Annotated in this window: 16 protein-coding genes; 6 read left to right on the top strand and 10 right to left on the bottom strand. The window is 72.1% G+C overall.

Annotation, left to right across the window (positions count from 1 at the left end; translation table 11 throughout):
- Window positions 1–141: 141 nt before the first annotated feature.
- The 3 genes from ACFY10_RS49835 (at window position 142) to ACFY10_RS49825 (ending at window position 2413) form a co-directional block, all read left to right on the top strand.
- Window positions 142–612: an ester cyclase gene (locus ACFY10_RS49835; RefSeq protein WP_390672050.1), complete on the top strand. Its 471-nt coding sequence runs from the start codon at window positions 142–144 to the stop codon at window positions 610–612.
- Between the two features lie 56 nt (window positions 613–668).
- A complete protein-coding gene (locus tag ACFY10_RS49830; RefSeq protein ID WP_390672049.1) occupies window positions 669–1607 on the top strand; it encodes an alpha/beta hydrolase in 939 nt (312 codons plus the stop codon).
- Between the two features lie 176 nt (window positions 1608–1783).
- Entirely contained in the window at window positions 1784–2413 is a 630-nt protein-coding gene (locus ACFY10_RS49825) for an NADH oxidase (protein WP_390672048.1), read from the top strand.
- Window positions 2414–2417: 4 nt separating this feature from the next.
- On the opposite strand, the gene ACFY10_RS49820 is transcribed toward ACFY10_RS49825, so the two are convergent.
- The 9 genes from ACFY10_RS49820 to ACFY10_RS49780 form a co-directional block, all read right to left on the bottom strand.
- Window positions 2418–3026 (bottom strand): DNA-binding response regulator, encoded by a 609-nt coding sequence (locus tag ACFY10_RS49820; protein WP_390672047.1) that lies wholly within the window; start codon window positions 3024–3026, stop codon window positions 2418–2420.
- 92 nt (window positions 3027–3118) lie between these two features.
- Window positions 3119–4312, bottom strand: coding sequence for a sensor histidine kinase (locus tag ACFY10_RS49815; protein WP_390672046.1), 1194 nt, complete (start codon window positions 4310–4312; stop codon window positions 3119–3121).
- Between the two features lie 359 nt (window positions 4313–4671).
- Window positions 4672–6957: a TOMM precursor leader peptide-binding protein gene (locus tag ACFY10_RS49810; RefSeq protein WP_390672045.1), complete on the bottom strand. Its 2286-nt coding sequence runs from the start codon at window positions 6955–6957 to the stop codon at window positions 4672–4674.
- On the bottom strand, window positions 6954–7211 hold the full coding sequence (locus ACFY10_RS49805) for a hypothetical protein (RefSeq protein WP_390672044.1): 258 nt from the start codon (window positions 7209–7211) through the stop codon (window positions 6954–6956). The genes ACFY10_RS49810 and ACFY10_RS49805 overlap by 4 nt, the downstream gene beginning before the upstream one ends.
- Before the next feature lie 110 nt (window positions 7212–7321).
- Window positions 7322–8350 carry a dTDP-glucose 4,6-dehydratase gene (rfbB, locus tag ACFY10_RS49800; RefSeq protein ID WP_390672043.1) on the bottom strand — a complete coding sequence of 343 codons (1029 nt, stop codon included), beginning with the start codon at window positions 8348–8350 and terminating at the stop codon, window positions 7322–7324.
- A 33-nt stretch (window positions 8351–8383) separates the two neighbouring features.
- Window positions 8384–9280 (bottom strand): glucose-1-phosphate thymidylyltransferase RfbA, encoded by an 897-nt coding sequence (gene rfbA / locus ACFY10_RS49795; RefSeq protein WP_390672042.1) that lies wholly within the window; start codon window positions 9278–9280, stop codon window positions 8384–8386.
- Window positions 9281–9286: 6 nt separating this feature from the next.
- Window positions 9287–9886, bottom strand: coding sequence for a dTDP-4-dehydrorhamnose 3,5-epimerase family protein (locus ACFY10_RS49790; RefSeq protein WP_390672041.1), 600 nt, complete (start codon window positions 9884–9886; stop codon window positions 9287–9289).
- Window positions 9886–10986: a DegT/DnrJ/EryC1/StrS family aminotransferase gene (locus ACFY10_RS49785; RefSeq protein WP_390672040.1), complete on the bottom strand. Its 1101-nt coding sequence runs from the start codon at window positions 10984–10986 to the stop codon at window positions 9886–9888. Before ACFY10_RS49785 ends, ACFY10_RS49790 begins: the two co-directional genes overlap by 1 nt.
- Before the next feature lie 53 nt (window positions 10987–11039).
- Window positions 11040–12026, bottom strand: coding sequence for an NAD-dependent epimerase/dehydratase family protein (locus ACFY10_RS49780; protein WP_390672039.1), 987 nt, complete (start codon window positions 12024–12026; stop codon window positions 11040–11042).
- A 261-nt stretch (window positions 12027–12287) separates the two neighbouring features.
- On the opposite strand from ACFY10_RS49780, the gene ACFY10_RS49775 reads away from it, so the two are divergent.
- The 3 genes from ACFY10_RS49775 (at window position 12288) to ACFY10_RS49765 (ending at window position 15678) form a co-directional block, all read left to right on the top strand.
- Window positions 12288–13775: a DHA2 family efflux MFS transporter permease subunit gene (locus ACFY10_RS49775; RefSeq protein WP_390672038.1), complete on the top strand. Its 1488-nt coding sequence runs from the start codon at window positions 12288–12290 to the stop codon at window positions 13773–13775.
- 122 nt (window positions 13776–13897) lie between these two features.
- Entirely contained in the window at window positions 13898–15088 is a 1191-nt protein-coding gene (locus ACFY10_RS49770; protein ID WP_390672037.1) for a glycosyltransferase, read from the top strand.
- A 170-nt stretch (window positions 15089–15258) separates the two neighbouring features.
- Window positions 15259–15678: an ester cyclase gene (locus ACFY10_RS49765; protein WP_390672036.1), complete on the top strand. Its 420-nt coding sequence runs from the start codon at window positions 15259–15261 to the stop codon at window positions 15676–15678.
- A 61-nt stretch (window positions 15679–15739) separates the two neighbouring features.
- Here the strand turns inward: ACFY10_RS49765 and ACFY10_RS49760 are convergent, their stop codons facing one another.
- Window positions 15740–17146 (bottom strand): NDP-hexose 2,3-dehydratase family protein, encoded by a 1407-nt coding sequence (locus ACFY10_RS49760; protein WP_390672035.1) that lies wholly within the window; start codon window positions 17144–17146, stop codon window positions 15740–15742.
- Window positions 17147–17230 lie beyond the last annotated feature (84 nt).

The following is a 17230-nucleotide window of genomic DNA, read 5'->3' as shown; positions in this document are numbered from 1 at the left end:
CCCGGCAGGCGGCCACCCCCCGGCCGCGGCGGGGTGCGCCGCGCGCTCCAGCGGGGTGCGAGGAGCAGCCGAGCAACAGCCGAGGACGGCGGCCTAGCTTCGCTTTTCGAACCGAACCAGCCGATGCCACAAGGAGCCCGCATGTCCTCCCAGGAGCACGAGTTCACGCTGCCCGGCGCGGATCTTCCGCAGCCCGACGCCGAGCTGCGCAAGCGGCGCGAGGCGGTCGTCGCCGAGCACACCATCGCCGAGCACGTCTGGGACATCGACGGGGTGCTCGCCACGTTCCCGCGCGGTGGCGTCTACCGGCCCCTGCCGTATGAGGAGGGCCCGTTCATCGGCGAGAAGGCCATCAAGGAGGGCTACTTCGCCGATCTGCAGGCGGCCTTCCCGCAGGCCGACCACGAGCTGATCCACGTCCACCACTCGCCGACCGCGGTGATCCTGGAGGCGCAGTTCCGCGCCACCCAGCAGGCGGACTTCCGCGGCATACCCAACCGCGGCAAGACCGTCGACGCCCCCGTCGCCGTCTTCTTCCACTTCGACGGCGACGTCCTGATCGACGAGACGCTCTACTTCGACATGGCCACCTTCGCCCGTCAGCTCGCCTGAGAGGGGCCCGGGCTTTCGTTCCTCGCCGACCGACGGACCGACAAGGACCAGCACTCATGAGCGTGTCCAGGACGGACCGCACCACACCCTCGCCCTCCCACTCGGCCGGGGTGCGCCCGCTCCTGCTCGCCTGCGCGGGCCTGACCCTGTCGGGCCTGCTGGCCGAGCCGGCCGACGGGCCGCCGCGGGCGACCGTCGTCGCCGTGCACGGCGGCGGCATGCGGGCGGGGTACTTCGACGGGCAGGCCGACGCCGATCTGTCGCTGCTCACGCTCGGCGCCCGGCTCGGCTTCACGGTGCTGGCCCTGGACCGGCCCGGCTACGGCCACTCCGCGGCACAGGTGCCCGACGGCCTGACCCTTGAGGAACAGGCCGACGTGCTGGCGGCTGCACTCGAGGCGTTCGCCGGCCGGTACGCCGTCGGCCGGGGCCTGTTCCTGCTGGCGCACTCCTACGGCGGCAAGCTCGCCCTGACCAGCGTCGCACGGACGCCGGGCGTGCTCGCGCTGGACGCCTCCGGCGTCGGCCACCGCTACGGGATCGACCCGGCCGGACACCGGCGCCTGCGCCGTCATCTGGAGTGGGAGCACAACTGGGGCCCGCTGGGGCTCTATCCGCCGGGCACGTTCCGCGCGGCCGAGGCCCTGGTCGCTCCCGTCCCGGTCCGGGAGGCCGCCGAAGTGCCCCACTGGCCGCGGACGTTCGGGGAACTGGCGCCGCGGATCGGCATCCCGCTGCGGCTGACCTTCGCCGAGCACGAGACCTGGTGGCGCACCCAGGACTGCGACATCGCCGAGATGACCTCCCAGCTGACCGGGGCACCCGTCCTGCGCATCGAGCGCCAGCCCGGCGCCGGCCACAACATCAGCCTGGGCCGGGCCGCCCGCTCCTACCACCTGCGCGCACTCGCCTTCTTCGAGGAGTGCCTGCAGTGGGCCGAGGACGACTCGGCCGCCGTGCGCCCGCCCAGCGCGCCAGGCACGTTCGCCGCCTAGGGCCTGCTCGGCCGCCGTGCCGCGGCAGCCGCGGAAAGCTATGACTTCTTCATGGTTTCCGTGTGATTCCTTCGCTGCGCCGAACGTCGCAGGGGCGTTCATACTGGAACGCGCGCGTGTCCACGGGGGTGGGGCGGCCGGTCGGGCGCTTCAGTGGCCCGAGGAGGTCTGTTGTCATGATTCCGCCGGCGAAAGACTCTCCCCTGCGCCTGCACCACCTGTGGTCCCTGCACGAGGACACGGCGGTCGGGTGGGACGAGGAGGGCCGGGCCCTGGTGCTCAGCGGTCCGCGGGGCACCGAGCGGATCGAGGCCCCCACGACCGTCGTGGCCGAGGCGCTGCACCGCATGGAACTGGGCCCGGTGCGCCTGGCGAACATGCTGCCCGCCACCGAGGACGCGACCGTCGGCCAGGACAGCTACACGGTGGTGCTGTCCGTGCTGCGCGCGATCTCCCACCTGGTGATCAGAACGCTGTCCGTGGAGGACCTCAGGGGGCCGGTGCTGTCGGTGGTGCCGGTGGGCCGCCGCGCCCGCTTCGCCCCGGCCGGGGTGCCGCCGCAGCGCCGGGTGCGGCTGCGGACCGACGTGACGATCACCGTGCAGGACAGCGCGTTCTGGCTGGAGTGCCGCGACCTGGAGCACCGGGTGCAGATCCACCGGCCCGAGGCGATGTGGGTGGTGTCGTTGCTGGCCTGGCCGGTGACACCGGACGCGCTGGTCGACGTGGTCCCGCTGCCCGCCGAGCTGACCCTGGCGGTCCTCGGTCACCTGGCGGGGGCAGGGATGACCGTGGCCGCGGGCTGAGGGGTCACAGCAGCCAGCCCGACTCGCGGGCGATGCGGATGGCGTCGACCCGGTTGCGTGCGTTCAGTTTGGTCACCGCCGTGGTGAGGTAATTGCGCACCGTGCCCACGGACAGGTGGAGTTGGGCCGCCACCTCCTGCGGCTGCGAGCCCTGCGAGGCCATGCGCAGCACCTCGGTCTCCCGGATGGTCAGCGGGCTCTCGCTGCCGCCCCAGGCGGCCAGGGCCAGTTGCGGGTCGATCACCCGCTGGCCGGCGACGACCTTGCGGACGGCCCGGGCGAGATCGCCGGGCGGTGCGTCCTTGAGCAGAAAGCCCGATACGTGCGCGGCCATCGCCCGGCGCAGCGTGCCGGGGCGGCCGAGGCTGGTGAGGATCAGCGTCCGGCACTCGGGCAGGCGCTCATGCAGGAGTTCGGCCGCGCTGAGTCCGTCCAGACCGGGCAGGTCGATGTCGATGACGGCCACGTCCGGCCGGTGTTCGCGTGCCCCGCTGAGAATCTGGTCGCCGCGCTCGACCTCGCAGACCACGTCCAGGTCGTCCTCCAGATCGAGCAGTGCCACCAGCGCGCCGCGGACCATGTGCATGTCTTCGGCCAGCAGGATCCGAATCATCGTCGCCGTCCACCGTTCTCCCACATACGAAAACTCTGCCCGCTCCTGCCCGTCGCCGCATCGTCAACGGGCCGATGCGGGGCCGGGATTGCCTACACAACGGTGTCCGCCCGGCCGGGCCGGGGCGTCTCGCCGTCCGTGATCATGTGTGTGGTCAGGGCTGTCGCATCGTGCTCCTGGACCGGTGCCCGGGCCGTCAGCCGGAAGAGGGTGCGCTCTGCACCGTCGGGCAGGCGCTGCACGAGCAGCCGGCCGCCGATGTCCTTAAGCCGTCGTTCGAGACTGCCCAGGCCACTGCCGCTGTGCGGGGACCGGGGATGAGAGCTGACCACCAGACCGTCGTTGGCGATCGTGAGACGGACGGCATCGCCCTCGATGCGGGCGGAGATCCAGCAGTGCGAGGCCTTGGAGTGCCGCAGCAGATTGGTGACGCCCTCGCGCACCACCGTGGCCAGCACGGTGGAGGTCACAAGCCCCAGGCCGTCGATGGCGTCCTCGGCCTCGACGGTGACCGAGACGTCGGCGGCTGCCAACACGGATTCGGCGCAGGAGAGTTCGGACGCCAGGGACATCTGCCGGTAGCCGCTGGCCACCCGGCGCACATCGGCCAGTGCCTGGCGGGAGATGACCAGTACCTCGTCGACCTCTTCACAGGCCCGGTAGGGATTGGTCGGGATGAGACGGCGAACCAGTTCGTTCTTCAGGGAAATGGCGGAGAGGCTGTACCCGAGAAGGTCGTGCAGATCCCGGGCGAATCGTAACTGCTCGTGGCTGACGGCCAGCCGGGCCAGGTCGGCCCGGGCCCTGGTCAGCTGGTCGACCAGATTGGTCAGTCGGCTCAGGCCGTACACGACCAGACCCGTCAGAGCGGTCGTCTGGACCAGGTAGACCGTGTCGACGGCCCCCCGGTGGGCCAGGACACCGGGGATGATCATGCTGAGTGACGTCGTCGCGTACAGGGTCCAGCCGGCCGCGGCCGGCAGGACCAGCAGGAGGGAGCCGGCGAAGAAGCCGTCCATGGCGCCCCAGTACGCGCCGAACCAGATGAACGGCAGGTAGGACAGGACCCCTTGGGCGGTCAGGGTCACCACCTTGGTGCGGGTGCGTGCCGCGGCGAAGCCGGGTGCCGAGTGCGCGAGCTGCAGCAGGAACACCGACGCCAGGCAGACCACGGCGCGGGTCAGGTCGTAGGCGCCCAGCGACAGGGAAAGGAGGTTGAGAAGGGTGATGCCCAGATAGCAGATCAGCGCGGCCAGCAAAATGCCCTGGGCTGTTCTGGTGACCACGTGTTCGCTGTCCTGCGGTCGGCCGGCACGAGAGGGAGGTCGCTTCGGCCGGGTGCGGTCCATCTCTTCTCTCCCCGCTCCCCTCGTGTGTCGATGCCGATTCGAACAACTGGGCCTCATCCTAGGCGGGTTGGCTGATGTGCGGTGGGTGTCACCGGGCCGGTGCGGCGGTGCGCCGGCCCGGCGGCGGGCGGGGCCGGCCCGGCCCGGGCGCCCGTCGACGAGGTGAGCTGCGAAGCTGGTCCCCGCACGGCCGGCGAGGGGAGCCGGGACGGCGCGCCGGGAGCCGGCCGGCCGGCTCCCGCGCGGGTGTCACGGTGCGCCGCGGAAGGCGGGCACTGTGTCAAAAAGCCGCCGGGTCAGACGAACAGCGGGATCGGGTTGAGCTCCTCGTAGGGGGTGGGCTGGGGCAGCTGCCCGAGCGCGACGGGCACGTCGAACAGCCGGCCCGGCGCGTACCGGGCCCAGAAGTGCCGCAGCCCCGGCACGATCACCTTGACCACCGGCATGCCGACGTCCGGCCGGGTCTGGTCCAGGACGAGCAGCTCCATGCCCTGGGCGGCTGTGAGGTCGACGACGGCCTCGACATCGTCGAGCAGGTCGTCGCGCATGACGTGGTTCCAGTCGCCGCAGGTCCGCGGCCGGGCGGCCGGATCCGGCGCCAGATAGGGCTGGTTGGCCACCGTCGCCTGCCGCCACCAGCGCACCGGGAGCGGATCCGTGATGCCGTAGCCGCCGCCCGGGCGGTCGGTGCTCACGGCCGGCAGCAGCTGTCCCGTCTCGGTGAGCGCGCGGCGCAGCGCGATGGCCGGGTCGAAGTGCGCGCCGAAGCCGAAGACGATGTCCTCGGTGGGTCCCTCGGTGCGCCGGGAGACCGCCACGATCGCGGGGATGCCGAGGTCCGAGGTGAGGTCGAGGGCCCACAGGTCACGGCCCAGCTGGTGGTGTCCCTCGCGCAGCCGCCCGATGTAGGGCGCGTGGAAGGAGTCCAGGTCGATCGCGGGCCGGCGGGTGCGGTTGTACCACCACAGGGCGACGGCGTCGCGTTCCACCAGCTCCAGGAAGCCCTGCAGCAGGGCGTCCTCCGGGCTGCTGCCGGCCGCGTTGCCGTTGGAGTCGGCGTGGGGCCCCGGCGCACCGGGGGTGGCGGCGAAGTAGAGCATCGACGTGGGCAGCAGCCGCTGGCGCGCTCCGGTCAGGGACCACACGGGGGTCCACTCCACCGGACGGTTCTCGTCGAAGGGCTCGGGCACGTGGTGGAAGGGCGAGCCGGAGCGGTTCCAGCGGTCCCGGTCGCGGAACTGCTGATCCGCGTACAGCTGGCAGGCGTTGGGGTGCAGGGCCTGCTCGCCGAGGCCGCGCAGGCTGTCCACCACGACCGGTTCGTCGCCGTGCCGGGTGCCGCAGTAGCGCTCCACCGCCTCGCACAGGGCGCTGGTGCGGGCCTCCGCGTCGGTCAGGCCCTTGCCGCCGCTCTGCGCGCGCAGTCCGGCCGGGCCGCGCTCGCGCAGCGCCAGGTTGTGTCCCGACACGTAGGTGGTGGCGAACTCCGGTGCTCCGGGGGAGGGTTCGAGCACCGGCACGATTCCGGTGATCGGGCTCACCAGGTGCGCGTGCCGCTTGAGCAGCTGGTCGCAGCTGAGCGCCCGGTGGTCGCCGTTGCCGGCCTTGGCCCGGGACATGGGGACGAACGGGGCGAGCACGCGCCGGCGCATCAGGCCCGCCTCGCCGCAGGAGGGGCACTGCAGGATCCGGGACACCGGGTGGGCGCGGGTGCGCAGGGTGAGGGTGTCGACCGTGCGGACGGCGCCCTGGTCGGCGTAGCGCAGTCCGGCCAGCCACTTGGCGGCCTCCAGGACCGCGCTGTGTGCGGCCATGACGCGCCCGGCCGACAGCGAGGCGAGGGGCCGCACGAGCGGGCCGTCCAGACCCAGGGCCCGCTGGAGCGACTCCTCGTACCCGCGGTGCTGTTCGAGGCGGTGGGCCAGACAGGACCAGCAGGGCCCCTCGTTCGGCCGGAAGACCGGGCCGATCCAGGGTTCGTAGCCGCACAGCCGGGCCAGCAGCCACGGTCTGCCCGCCGCCCGGTGCTCGGCGTCGATGCGCGCAAGGCCGGGGGAGAGGTAGTCGTCGCACAGGACCAGGGTGAGGTCCGCGTCCGCGTCGGTGAGCGCGAGGCCGGACTCCCGGCCCGCCGCGAGCACCGGTGCGGCGTCGACGCCGGCGAGCGGCAGCACCCGCAGCCGGGAGCCGGTCAGGCCCGCCGCGGCCCGGGCGCCGTCCAGGCCGGCCAGGTCCCAGTACGCCTCGGCGACCGGGTCGGTGGTGGCCGAGCGGGCGGGATCGTTGAAGCGCAGCAGCCCGGCCTCGCTGAGCCGGCGCAGCCCGTCCTCGACCTCCGCGCAGGTCAGGACGGACGACGCGGCCCGCACGATCTCGGTCAGGGACCGGGTCCCGTCGAGCAGCGGGACCAGCACATCGGCGAGCGGGCCGTGCAGGGTCGTCACGCCCTGGCGGGAGAGCAGATAGGTGCCCTCGCCGGGGACGGTCGCCGGGCGCAGGTGGTGGCGGAAGCCGACGAGGGCCGAACCGTCCTTGAGGGCGGCCGCTGCGGGGCCCTCGGGCAGGACCGACTCAACGGTCATATCCAGGCCTCCGCGGCCGCGTCGGCCTCGACGGACTCGCCGGCCGTGGCGGAGGCGAAGAGCGCGGGGGTCGGGCCCGCGCAGAAGGTGAACGCGGCGACGGCCGGCGCCGCGGGGGCCTGGGCCGCGCACAGGGTGAACAGCGCGGCGGAGTGGGAGGTGTGTCCGAGGCGTCCGACCACGAGCAGCGGACGGGCGGGAGCCGCCTCGGCGATGCGCGTCGAGGCGGTGGCGGTGGCACTGGCGTGGCTCATCGGGAAGATCCTCACTGGTGCGGGGGCTGGTGCTCCGACGCCGAGGATTCTTCGCGAGCGGGGACGGCACGGACAGTGTCACCGTCACCGGTGCCGAGTGAAGATCTCACTCAACTGGAGGCCCCACCTCCGGCGGCCGCCGGGGTGAGCGGCTCCCACCAGCCGCGGTGCTCGCGGTACCACCGGACGGTGTCGGCCAGTGCCTCCGCGAAGCTCCTGCGGGGTGCGTAGCCCAGTTCCTCGCGGATCTTCGTGCAGTCGACGGAGTAGCGGCGGTCGTGTCCCTTGCGGTCGGCGACGTATTCGACGCTGTCCTGCCAGGTGGCGCCGCATGCCGTGAGCAGGGCGTCGGTCAGCTCCCGGTTGGAGAGTTCGGTGCCGCCCCCGATGTTGTAGATCTCGCCCGCGCGGCCCCGGGTGCGGACCAGTTCGATGCCCTGGATGTGGTCGTCGATGTGCAGCCAGTCGCGGACGTTGCCGCCGTCGCCGTACAGCGGGACCTTCCTGCCGTCGAGGAGGTGGGTCACGAACAGCGGGATGACCTTCTCGGGGAACTGGTGGTGGCCGTAGTTGTTGGAACAGCGGGTCACCCGGACGTCGAGATGGTGGGTGCGGTGGTAGGACAGCGCGATCAGGTCGCCGGCGGCCTTCGTGGACGAGTACGGCGAGTTGGGCCGCAGCGGATGGCTCTCGGGCCAGGAGCCCGCCTCGATCGAGCCGTACACCTCGTCGGTGGAGATGTGCACGAAGACCTCGATGCCGGCCCGGTGCGCCGCGTCGACGAGGGTGTGCGTGCCGGCCACGTTCGTGCGCACGAACTCGGCGCCGCCGTCGATGGAGCGGTCCACGTGCGACTCGGCGGCGAAGTGCACCACCTGGTCGTGCCCGGCCATCAGCCTGCCGACCAGTGCGGGGTCGCAGATGTCGCCCGCCACGAAGGAGAAGTGCGGGTGGGCCCGTACCGCGTCGAGGTTGGCCAGGTTGCCCGCGTAGGTCAGCTTGTCCAGGACGGTGACCCAGACGTCGCCGGGGCCGGCCGGGCCCAGCAGCGTGCGGACGTAGTGGGAGCCGATGAAGCCGGCGCCGCCGGTCACCAGGATGCGGGTGGTGCCCGGTGCGGCCGGACGGGTCGGGTGCATGGGGCGAACTCCTCGGTCGGCAGCAGGATCTGGTCAGGCGGCGCGGACGGCCGGGCGCGGGATACGGCGCAAGGCCACCTCGCAGACGTAGGCGCCGTAGTCCGTGCCCCGCATCTCCTCGCCCAGGTGCAGGCACTGCTGGGGGGTGATGAAGCCGCAGTTGAGGGCCAGTTCCTCGAGGCAGGCGATGAACTCGCCCTGCCGCTGCTGGACCAGCTGGACGTACTGGGCCGCCTGCAGCAGCGAGTCGTGGGTGCCCATGTCCAGCCAGGCGAAGCCGCGGCCGAGCGGGGTGAGCTGGGCCCGGCCCTGCGCCAGATAGGCCAGGTTGACGTCGGTGATCTCCAGTTCGCCGCGCGCCGAGGGCGTGAGGTTCCGGGCGATCTCGACCACGTCGCTGTCGTAGAGGTACAGCCCGGTCACCGCGAGGTTGGAGCGCGGGTGGCGCGGCTTCTCCTCCAGCGACAGCAGCCGGCCCTCCTCGTCGATCTCCCCGATCCCGTAGCGGTGCGGATCGCGCACCCGGTAGCCGAACAGCGCCGCGCCGTCGAGATGGCGCACCGCGTCCTCCAGGAGCAGCGAGAACCGCGGCCCGTGGAAGATGTTGTCGCCCAAAACCAGCGCGACCTGGTCGCCGTCGATGAAGTCGGCGCCGATGATGAGGGCTTCGGCGATGCCGCGCGGCTGGTCCTGCTCGGCGTAGGCGATGTTCACACCGAGCCGGGAGCCGTCGCCCAGCAGGGTGCGGAAGCTGTCCGAGTGGTCCTTGGACGAGATCAGCAGGATGTCCCGGATGCCCGCCAGCATCAGCACGGAGAGCGGGTAGTAGATCATCGGCTTGTCGTAGACCGGCAGGATCTGTTTGGACAAGGCTCCGGTGAGCGGGCGCAGCCGGGTGCCGCTGCCGCCCGCGAGGATGATGCCCTTCACCTCAGCTCACCTCCACTGCCGTTCGAGCCGGAGGCTCTCCTCGTACACGGGCAGCAGTCCCTGCTCGGCGGCCTCGGCCAGCGTGGGCGCCACGGTGTCCCGCTCGGAGTAGAGGGGCGTGATGTCCTGGGGGACGGGCAGGTCGAGCGCCGGGTCGGTGACCGAGATCGCCAGCTCGTGCGCGGGCACATAGCTGGCGGTGACCATGTACGACATCACGGTGTCGTCCTCCAGCGCGATGAACGCGTGGCCCAGACCGACCGGGAAGTACATGGCCCGGAAGTCGTTCTGGTCCATCAGCACCGCGTCCCACCTGCCGAAGGTGGGCGAGCCGACCCTGATGTCCACCACGATGTCCAGGGCCGAACCCTTGGGGCAGTAGACGTACTTGGCGCAGCCGGGCGGGGTCAGCGTGTAGTGCACGCCGCGCACCACACCGCGCCTGGAGCGGCTGTGGTTGGTCTGGGTGACCGGGAAGCGCGCATTCCCGGTGGCCTCGCTGAAGGCCGGTTGCTGGAAGGGGGAGAGGAAGTAGCCGCGCTCGTCGGGAAAGACGTCCGGGGTGAACTCCAGCGCTCCGGCGACGGCCAGTTCACGCACCTTCATCACAGCACCTCCTTCAGGGCGGCGATGACCTTGTCCTGCAGACCGGACGGCAGCGACGGGTACATCGGCAGCGAGAAGATCTCGCCCGCCAGCTTCTCCGTCACCGGCAGCGAGCCCTTGGCGTAGCCGAGGTGGGCGAAGCCGGTCATGGTGTGCACCGGCCACGGGTAGCTGATGTTGAGGTGGATGTCGTGGGCCTTGAGCGCCTCGATGATCCTGTCGCGCTCTCGGTGGCGGACCACATACACGTAGTAGACGTGGCTGTTGCCCTCGTTGACCTTCGGCAGGACCAGTTCGGTGTCGCCCAGGGCCTCCTGGTAGCGGCGGGCGACCTCCTGGCGGCCGGCCACGTAGGCGTCGAGCCGGGTCAGCTTGCGGCGCAGGATCTCGGCCTGCACCTCGTCCAGGCGGCTGTTGTGGGCCGGGGTCTGGACCGTGTAGTAGACCTTCTCCATGCCGTAGTAGCGCAGCTTGCGCAGCTCGGCCTCGACGTCGTCGCGCGAGGTGAGCACGGCTCCGCCGTCGCCGTACGCGCCGAGCACCTTCGTCGGGTAGAAGGAGAAGGCGGCGGCGTCGCCGGTGGTGCCCGCGAGCCTGCCGTGCCGGGTGGCGCCGTGCGCCTGCGCGCAGTCCTCGATGAGCGCCAGGCCGTGCCGGTCGGCCAGGGCCTTCAGCGGCTGAAGGTCCACGCACTGGCCGTACAGGTGCACCGGCAGCAGGGCCTTGGTGCGCTGGGTGATCGCCGCCTCGACCTGGTCGACGTCCATCAGGAAGTCGTCCTCGTTGACGTCGACGAAGACGGGCGTGGCGCCGGTGCCGTCGATCGCGACGACCGTGGGCGCCGCGGTGTTGGACACCGTGATCACTTCGTCGCCCGGGCCGATCCTAAGGGCCTGGAGGGCGAGTTTGATCGCGTTGGTGCCGTTGTCGACACCGACGCAGTGGCCGGCGCCGTGGTAGGCGGCGAACTCGTTCTCGAAGCCCTTGACGCTGTCGCCGAGCACCAGCGTGCCGGAGGCGAAGACCTTCTGGACGGCGTCGAGGATGTCCTCGCGCTCGCTGTGGTATTCGGGCAGGTAGTCCCAGACGTAGGTGGTCATGCACGTTCCTTCGGGTGTCGTCGCCCTGGTCCGGTGGGCGCAGGTACGGGGGGTCAGCGGTCGTGCGGTGCGTGGCTCAGGGCGGCCACCGTGCGCTGCAGGCCCTCCTCGAGAGCGACCCGCGGACGCCAGCCGGTCACCGAGCGGAACGGGGCGGAGTCGATGGTCACGCTCAAAAAGTCGGTCGTCGGCGCGTGCGCGGGCGGCTGCACCGAGACGACCGGGACGGCGGCGGCGTCGGTGCGCGCCGCCGCGTGCCGGGCCACCGTGCGAAAGACGTCGCCGAGCGCGTCGCCGCGGCCGGCGCCCAACAGCCAGGCGCGGCCCGCCAGTTCGTCCGCGTGGTCCAGGACGGCGACGAACGCGGCGGCGATGTCGGCGATGTGGACCAGGTCGCGGCGGACGGTGCCGTCGTGCCACAGGGTGATCTCCTGGCCCGCCAGCGCCCGGCGGGCCATCGCGGCGACGACCCCGCGGTCGGCGGTGCCCGCCACGGTGCCCTCGCCGTACACCGTGGGCAGCCTGAGGCCGACCCCGCGGACCAGGCCGGCCTCGCTCGCCTTAAGCAGCAGCCGTTCCGCGGCCAGCTTCTGCGCGTCGTACACCGTGCCGGGGCGGTCCTCCTCGCTGCCGTCGAGCGGTTCCCGCGGCGGGGCGCCGACCTGTGAGGCGGCTCCCGCGTAGATCACCAGCGGCCGCCGGCCACCGCCGGCGGCCGTCTTGAGCAGGTCGCGCATCACTCCTACGTTGACCTGCTCACCGCCCGGTTCGGCCGCGGCCCGCCAGCCGCCCTCGCACAAAAGCGTGTGGATCACGACATCCGCGTCCTTGACCGCGGCGGCCAGGGCGGCGCGGTCGGTGAGGTCGGCGGTGACCACCTCGACCTGTGCGCGGGCGCCGTCCGACACGGCCGCGGGCCGCCGGGCCACGGCGCGCAGCCGCAGCTCGCGGCCGGCCAGCGCGGCGAGCACGGCCGAGCCCACGAAGCCGGTGGCGCCGAGCACGGCCACCAGCGGCCGGTCGGTCGGTTCCGTTGTCATGCGGGTGCCTCCCAGGACGGGCGGATGTCTGCGGTGCTCCGGATCGTGCTGCGCTGCGATCGGGTGCGGGCGGAGCAGCGCTGGAGGCGAACCGGAGCGCCGCGACCAGAGGGCCGGATCACACGGCTCGACCGGTGTTTGAGCCCGGCTGCCTAGCCTCGGCGCGATGCCGTGCGCGGGTGGGCACCGGACCGGTGCTCCGTCACCGCCCCGCGACGGAAGTCCGTCGCCCCACCGGTGAAGTCGGAAGGAAACCCCTGAATGAGTACAGACAAACTGGCCGTCGGCGGCGGTGCGGCCGCGGCGGGCAAGTCCCCGGGCGCGGCCATCGTGATCACGGGCCTGATCGCCTTCATGGCGGGGCTCGACAACCTGGTGGTCATCACGGCACTGCCCACCCTCAGGCAGAAGCTCGGCGGCAGCCTGGAGCAGCTGGAATGGACGGTGAACGCCTACACGCTGACGTTCGCCGTGCTGATGATGTCCGGCGCGGCCCTCGGTGACCGGTTCGGGCGCCGCCGGGTGTTCGTCGCCGGCATCCTGCTGTTCACGGCGGCGTCGGCCGCGGCCGCACTGGCACCGGGCATCGGTGAGCTGATCGCCGCCCGCGCGGTCCAGGGCGCCGGTGCCGCGATCATCATGCCGCTGTCCCTCACGCTGCTCACCCACGCCGTGCCCGCCGAGAAGCGGGGCGCCGCCCTCGGCGTCTACGGTGCGCTCAACGGACTGGCCATCGCGGGCGGCCCGCTTCTCGGCGGCCTGGTGGTGCAGCACATGTCCTGGCAGTGGATCTTCTGGATCAACGTGCCGGTGGGCCTGCTGCTCGCCCCGGCCGCGTGGCGCGGTCTGGCCGAGAGCCGTGGCCCCAGCGCCCGCCTCGACCTGCCGGGCACCCTCCTGATCAGCCTCGGCATGCTCGGCCTCGTCTTCGGCCTGATCCGTGCCGACGGCCCCGGCGGCTGGGGCTCCACGCAGGTCGTGGGCTCGCTGGTGGCCGGTGTGGGGGCGGCCGTCCTGTTCGTCCGGTGGGAGCGGCGCAGCAGCGCGCCGATGCTGCCCATGGGCATGTTCGGCAACCGTGCCTTCAGCGCCGTCAACGCCGGCGGTCTGCTGATGGGCGTCGGCATGTACGGCGTGGTCTTCCTCATCACGCAGTTCATGCAGACCATCCAGCACATGTCGCCGACCGAGGCCGGCGTGCGGATGCTGGCGTGGACGGCGATGCCGCTGTTGGTGGCGCCCGTCGCGGGCATCATGTCGGACCGGATCGGCGGCCGGCCCGTGGTCACCTTCGGACTCGCGCTGATGGCCGCCGCGTTCGCCTACTGGGCGCTCGTGATGACCCCGGACACGTCCTACGCCGAGCAGCTGCCCGGCTATCTCCTGGGCGGCGTGGGCATCGCCTGCTTCTACGCCCCGCTCCTGAACCTGACGATGAGCTCGGTCGACGTCTCCGAGCAGGGCATCGCCTCCGGCGCGACGACGGCCACCCAGGAACTGGGCGCGGCGCTCGGTGTGGCCGCGCTGGGCAGCGTCTTCGCGCACAACGGCGGCTACGCCTCGCGCCAGGACTTCGTCGACGGCCTGGTGCCCGCCCTGTGGGCCGGCTCCGCGGCCGTGGCGCTCGCCGCCGTCGTGATGCTCTTCGCCCGCCGCACCGACGGCGCCGCCAAGCCGCACGCGGACGGGCCGGACGGCGCCGAACCCGGCCGCGACCCGGACAACCACCCCCAGTCGGCCACGCTCTGACACCTCGCCGGCCCCCGCGGCCCCGCCCGGCACCGTCGCGCGGGCCGCGGCCATCACGCAGCGCATCCCATCCCGTCATCCGCGTCCGTTATCGCGACACCGGCAGAAAGGCCGTGCCACACATGAGGGTTGTCTTCGCAAGCATCGGAAACTACGGATACGTCTTCCCCCTGGTGCCGCTCGCCCGGGCGGCCCAGGAGGCCGGGCACGAGGTCTGGTTCGCCACCAGCGAGCACTTCCACCCGATCCTGGAGAAGGCGGGCCTGCGGCCGCTTTCCGGCGGGTGCACCGTCCCCGAGGCGTTCATCGAGGCGGCCGGCGGCCAGGCCTTCCTGGACTCCCACGGCGGCTCCGCCCAGGCCAGTGACATTCCGCCACAGGTGCTGGCGGGCCTGTCGGTGACGGCGTTCTGCTCGGTGCTGCCGCGCCAGGTGTTCGCGGACCTCACCCACGCCTTCGACACCGTGCACCCCGACCTGGTCGTCCACGACGTCTACAACCCGGGCGCGGCGTTCGCGGCCGCGCAGGCGGGGGTGCCCGCCGTGTGCCACGGCATCGGCCGGATCTCCTACGACGAGGCCATGGACCCGCAGTTCCAGCAGGCGCTGATCGCCACGGCGATCGACCTGCAGGTGGCCGACAAGCTCGGTCACAGCCGTACCTTCGGCAACCCCTACATCGACATCTGCCCGACCTCCCTGCAGAACGAGCACTTCGCGGCCGAGGGTCTTGAGCACATCCCGCAGCGGCCCGTCGCCTTCACCGATCCGGGCGAACTGCCCGCGAGCGTCACCCGGGGCGAGGGCCCGCTGGTCTATCTCAGCCTCGGCACCGTGCTCGGCTCCGCGCAGCTGCTGCGCACCGTCATCGAGGGTCTGCTGCCGCTGAACGTACGCGTCCTCGTCGCCACCGGCCCGGTCGTGGACCCGGCCGCGCTGGGCGAGCTGCCCGACCGGGTCGTGGTGCTGCCCTGGCTGCCGCAGACCGAGGCGCTGCGGCACGCCACCGCCGTCGTGCACCACGGTGGCCAGGGCACCACGCTGGCCGCGCTGGCCGCGGGACTGCCCCAGCTGATCCTGCCGCAGCCCACGGACGGCCCGGACGGCGCCGGCAACGCGGTCGGGGTGAGTGCCGCCGGGGTGGGCCGCTCGCTGGTCTTCGGTGAGGTGACCGCCGCGGCGGTCGAGGCCGAGATGCGCGTCCTGCTGGGCGACGGCCCGCACCGCGAGGCCGGCCGCGCCATCGCCCGTGAGATAGCGGCCATGCCCCACCCGGCCGAGACGGTCGCCCGGTTTTCCGAGTTCGTCCGCTGACCGGCCCCGGCACGCACCGCGCCCCGCACTCGGCTTCGAGCGCGGGGCGCGGTGCGCAGCGGACGCCGGGCCGTGCGCGCCGGCGAGGAGCCCGCCTCCAGGGCGGCTCGACCGCCTGTGGCGATGCTCTGACCCGTCAACTCCCTTCCCACCAGCCCAGAGAGGCCACCATGGCGCACCACCACCACGCCCTGATCCAGCACTTCGTGGACATGATCAACAACCATGACGTCAGCACCATGCCGCAGCACACGGCGCCCGGCCACATCGACCACAACCCGGTGGTGGCCGACGGCATCGAGGCCAACCAGGCCTTCTGGGCGGGGGTGTTCACCGCCTTCCCCGACGTGAAGGTCGTGATGCACGACCTCGTCGTGGAGGGGGACAAGGTGGCCGGCCGCTTCGAGTACACCGCGACCCACCAGGGCCCGTTCCTGGGCATACCGGCGAGTGGACGCACCGTGAACTTCCAGTCCATCGACATCTGGCGGGTGCAGGACGGGCTGCTCGCCGAGCACTGGGACCAGCTCGACATGGGCGACATCTTCCGCCAGCTGGGGGCCGCCCCGCAGGCCGCCGCGCACGCCTAGGCGCGCGACGACGTGGCAGGGCGGGCCGGGCACACGACCCGGCCCGCCCGCCCGTGCGGCGCTACAGGGCGGGCACGGCCCCTACCGCCTCGCTCGCGCGCAGCGCGGCGATCAGGGTGCGCGCCTCGATGTTCACGTAGTTGCCGTGCAGCAGCAGGTCGCCGAGCTGCTGCTCGGTCACCCAGACGAAGTCCTCCGGCACCTCCAGCGGGAACTCCTCGCCGGCCTCCACCAGTAGGTAGCGGGTGTCGGCCCGGTGGAAACGGCCGCCCTCCTCGGACTGCACCGAGTCGAACAGGATCCGTTCCCACGGCGCGTCGAGGACCACATCCAGATAGCGCGGCCGCATCCCGGCCGGCAGCGACCGGGCGTGCTGCGGCTGGCACTGCACCGTCGGCGCGAGCTCCGCCACGTTCAGCACCCCGGCCTCCGACCTGGCGCACGCCAGCAGATGGGGCACGCCCTCGATGCGGCGCACCAGGAACGCGGCAAGGCCCTGCTCGGCGGGCGCGAGCAGCGGCTGCGACCAGTGGGTCACCTCACGGTTGGTGGCCCGTATGTCCGCTGCGATCAGCGTGAAGTGATGTCCGTTCTCGTGCGCGATCTCGTCGCCGGTCCGCCGCCAGTGGGCGACGTCCGCCAACGGGATCGACCGCTGCACCAGTTCGCGTCGCGAGCGCACCTCGGTGAGCCGGGTGAGCACCTCCCGCAGCGGGTGCAGCGGCATCCCGGCGCCGACGTGCGAGGGAATCTGCGACAGCACGGTACGGGCGTCCATGTTCAGCACGTTGTCCTCGTGCAGCAGCCCGTACAGCTGCCCGAGGGTCAGCCACACGAAGTCCTCGTGCCCGGGAACCTCGCCGACCGCCTCCACGACCACGTTCCGGTTGCGCTTGCGCAAGAACCAGGACCCCTGTTCCGACTGCAGCGAGTCGAACAGCACCCGGCTGCCCGGGCGCGGCGTCACGAAGTACTCGAGGTAGCGGACCGCCGAACCTCCGTGCACCCCCGTGTAGTTGCTGCGCGTGGCCTGGACGGTCGGTGACAGCTGCACCGTGTCGATGTTGCCCGGCTCCATCTTGGCCTGCATCAGGCAGTGCAGGACGCCGTCGAACTCCTTGACCACGATGCCCAGGACGCCGATCTCGGGCTGGTTGATGATCGGCTGCGTCCAGCTGCTCTCCCGCCCCTCCCAGGAGGTGCGCACGTGCAGTCCCTCGATCGAGAAGAACCGTCCGCTGCGGTGCACGAGGTTGCCGGTGTCGCTCTGGAAGTGCCATCCGGCGAGCTCGGAGAAGGGCACGCGCCGCACGTCGTAGCGCTTGGCGCGGCGCTGGGCGGTGAACCAGCGGCGGAACTCGGCGTTGGGTGTGACGGCGCTGTCGTGCGTGCGCGCGGACAGGGCGAAGCGCTGGGCGAGGTACGCGGTCGTCGGGGAGGGCGCCGCTGAGGGCGCGGAGATCGGCATGGACAGGCTCCTTCGCGGGGGCTCGTGCGCGGGGGTCGGGATCACGACACTCCTGCACCCCGATCGCCTCCGGCTGGAGAGCGC

This window comes from Streptomyces sp. NPDC001401, from assembly GCF_042895385.1.
Lineage (GTDB): Bacteria > Actinomycetota > Actinomycetes > Streptomycetales > Streptomycetaceae > Streptomyces.
Note: the sequence above shows the minus strand (reverse complement) of the source record. Positions and strands in the feature narration are given on the sequence as shown.

Excerpts from the sequence above, each read along its gene's own strand:
- ACFY10_RS49835 (WP_390672050.1), top strand. The coding sequence starts at position 142 with ATGTCCTCCCAGGAGCACGAGTTCACGCTGCCCGGCGCGGATCTTCCG.
- ACFY10_RS49830 (WP_390672049.1), top strand. The coding sequence starts at position 669 with ATGAGCGTGTCCAGGACGGACCGCACCACACCCTCGCCCTCCCACTCG.
- ACFY10_RS49825 (WP_390672048.1), top strand. The coding sequence starts at position 1,784 with ATGATTCCGCCGGCGAAAGACTCTCCCCTGCGCCTGCACCACCTGTGG.
- ACFY10_RS49820 (WP_390672047.1), bottom strand. The coding sequence starts at position 3,026 with ATGATTCGGATCCTGCTGGCCGAAGACATGCACATGGTCCGCGGCGCG.
- ACFY10_RS49810 (WP_390672045.1), bottom strand. The coding sequence starts at position 6,957 with ATGACCGTTGAGTCGGTCCTGCCCGAGGGCCCCGCAGCGGCCGCCCTC.
- ACFY10_RS49805 (WP_390672044.1), bottom strand. The coding sequence starts at position 7,211 with ATGAGCCACGCCAGTGCCACCGCCACCGCCTCGACGCGCATCGCCGAG.
- rfbB (WP_390672043.1), bottom strand. The coding sequence starts at position 8,350 with ATGCACCCGACCCGTCCGGCCGCACCGGGCACCACCCGCATCCTGGTG.
- ACFY10_RS49790 (WP_390672041.1), bottom strand. The coding sequence starts at position 9,886 with ATGAAGGTGCGTGAACTGGCCGTCGCCGGAGCGCTGGAGTTCACCCCG.
- ACFY10_RS49785 (WP_390672040.1), bottom strand. The coding sequence starts at position 10,986 with ATGACCACCTACGTCTGGGACTACCTGCCCGAATACCACAGCGAGCGC.
- ACFY10_RS49780 (WP_390672039.1), bottom strand. The coding sequence starts at position 12,026 with ATGACAACGGAACCGACCGACCGGCCGCTGGTGGCCGTGCTCGGCGCC.
- ACFY10_RS49775 (WP_390672038.1), top strand. The coding sequence starts at position 12,288 with ATGAGTACAGACAAACTGGCCGTCGGCGGCGGTGCGGCCGCGGCGGGC.
- ACFY10_RS49770 (WP_390672037.1), top strand. The coding sequence starts at position 13,898 with ATGAGGGTTGTCTTCGCAAGCATCGGAAACTACGGATACGTCTTCCCC.
- ACFY10_RS49765 (WP_390672036.1), top strand. The coding sequence starts at position 15,259 with ATGGCGCACCACCACCACGCCCTGATCCAGCACTTCGTGGACATGATC.
- ACFY10_RS49760 (WP_390672035.1), bottom strand. The coding sequence starts at position 17,146 with ATGCCGATCTCCGCGCCCTCAGCGGCGCCCTCCCCGACGACCGCGTAC.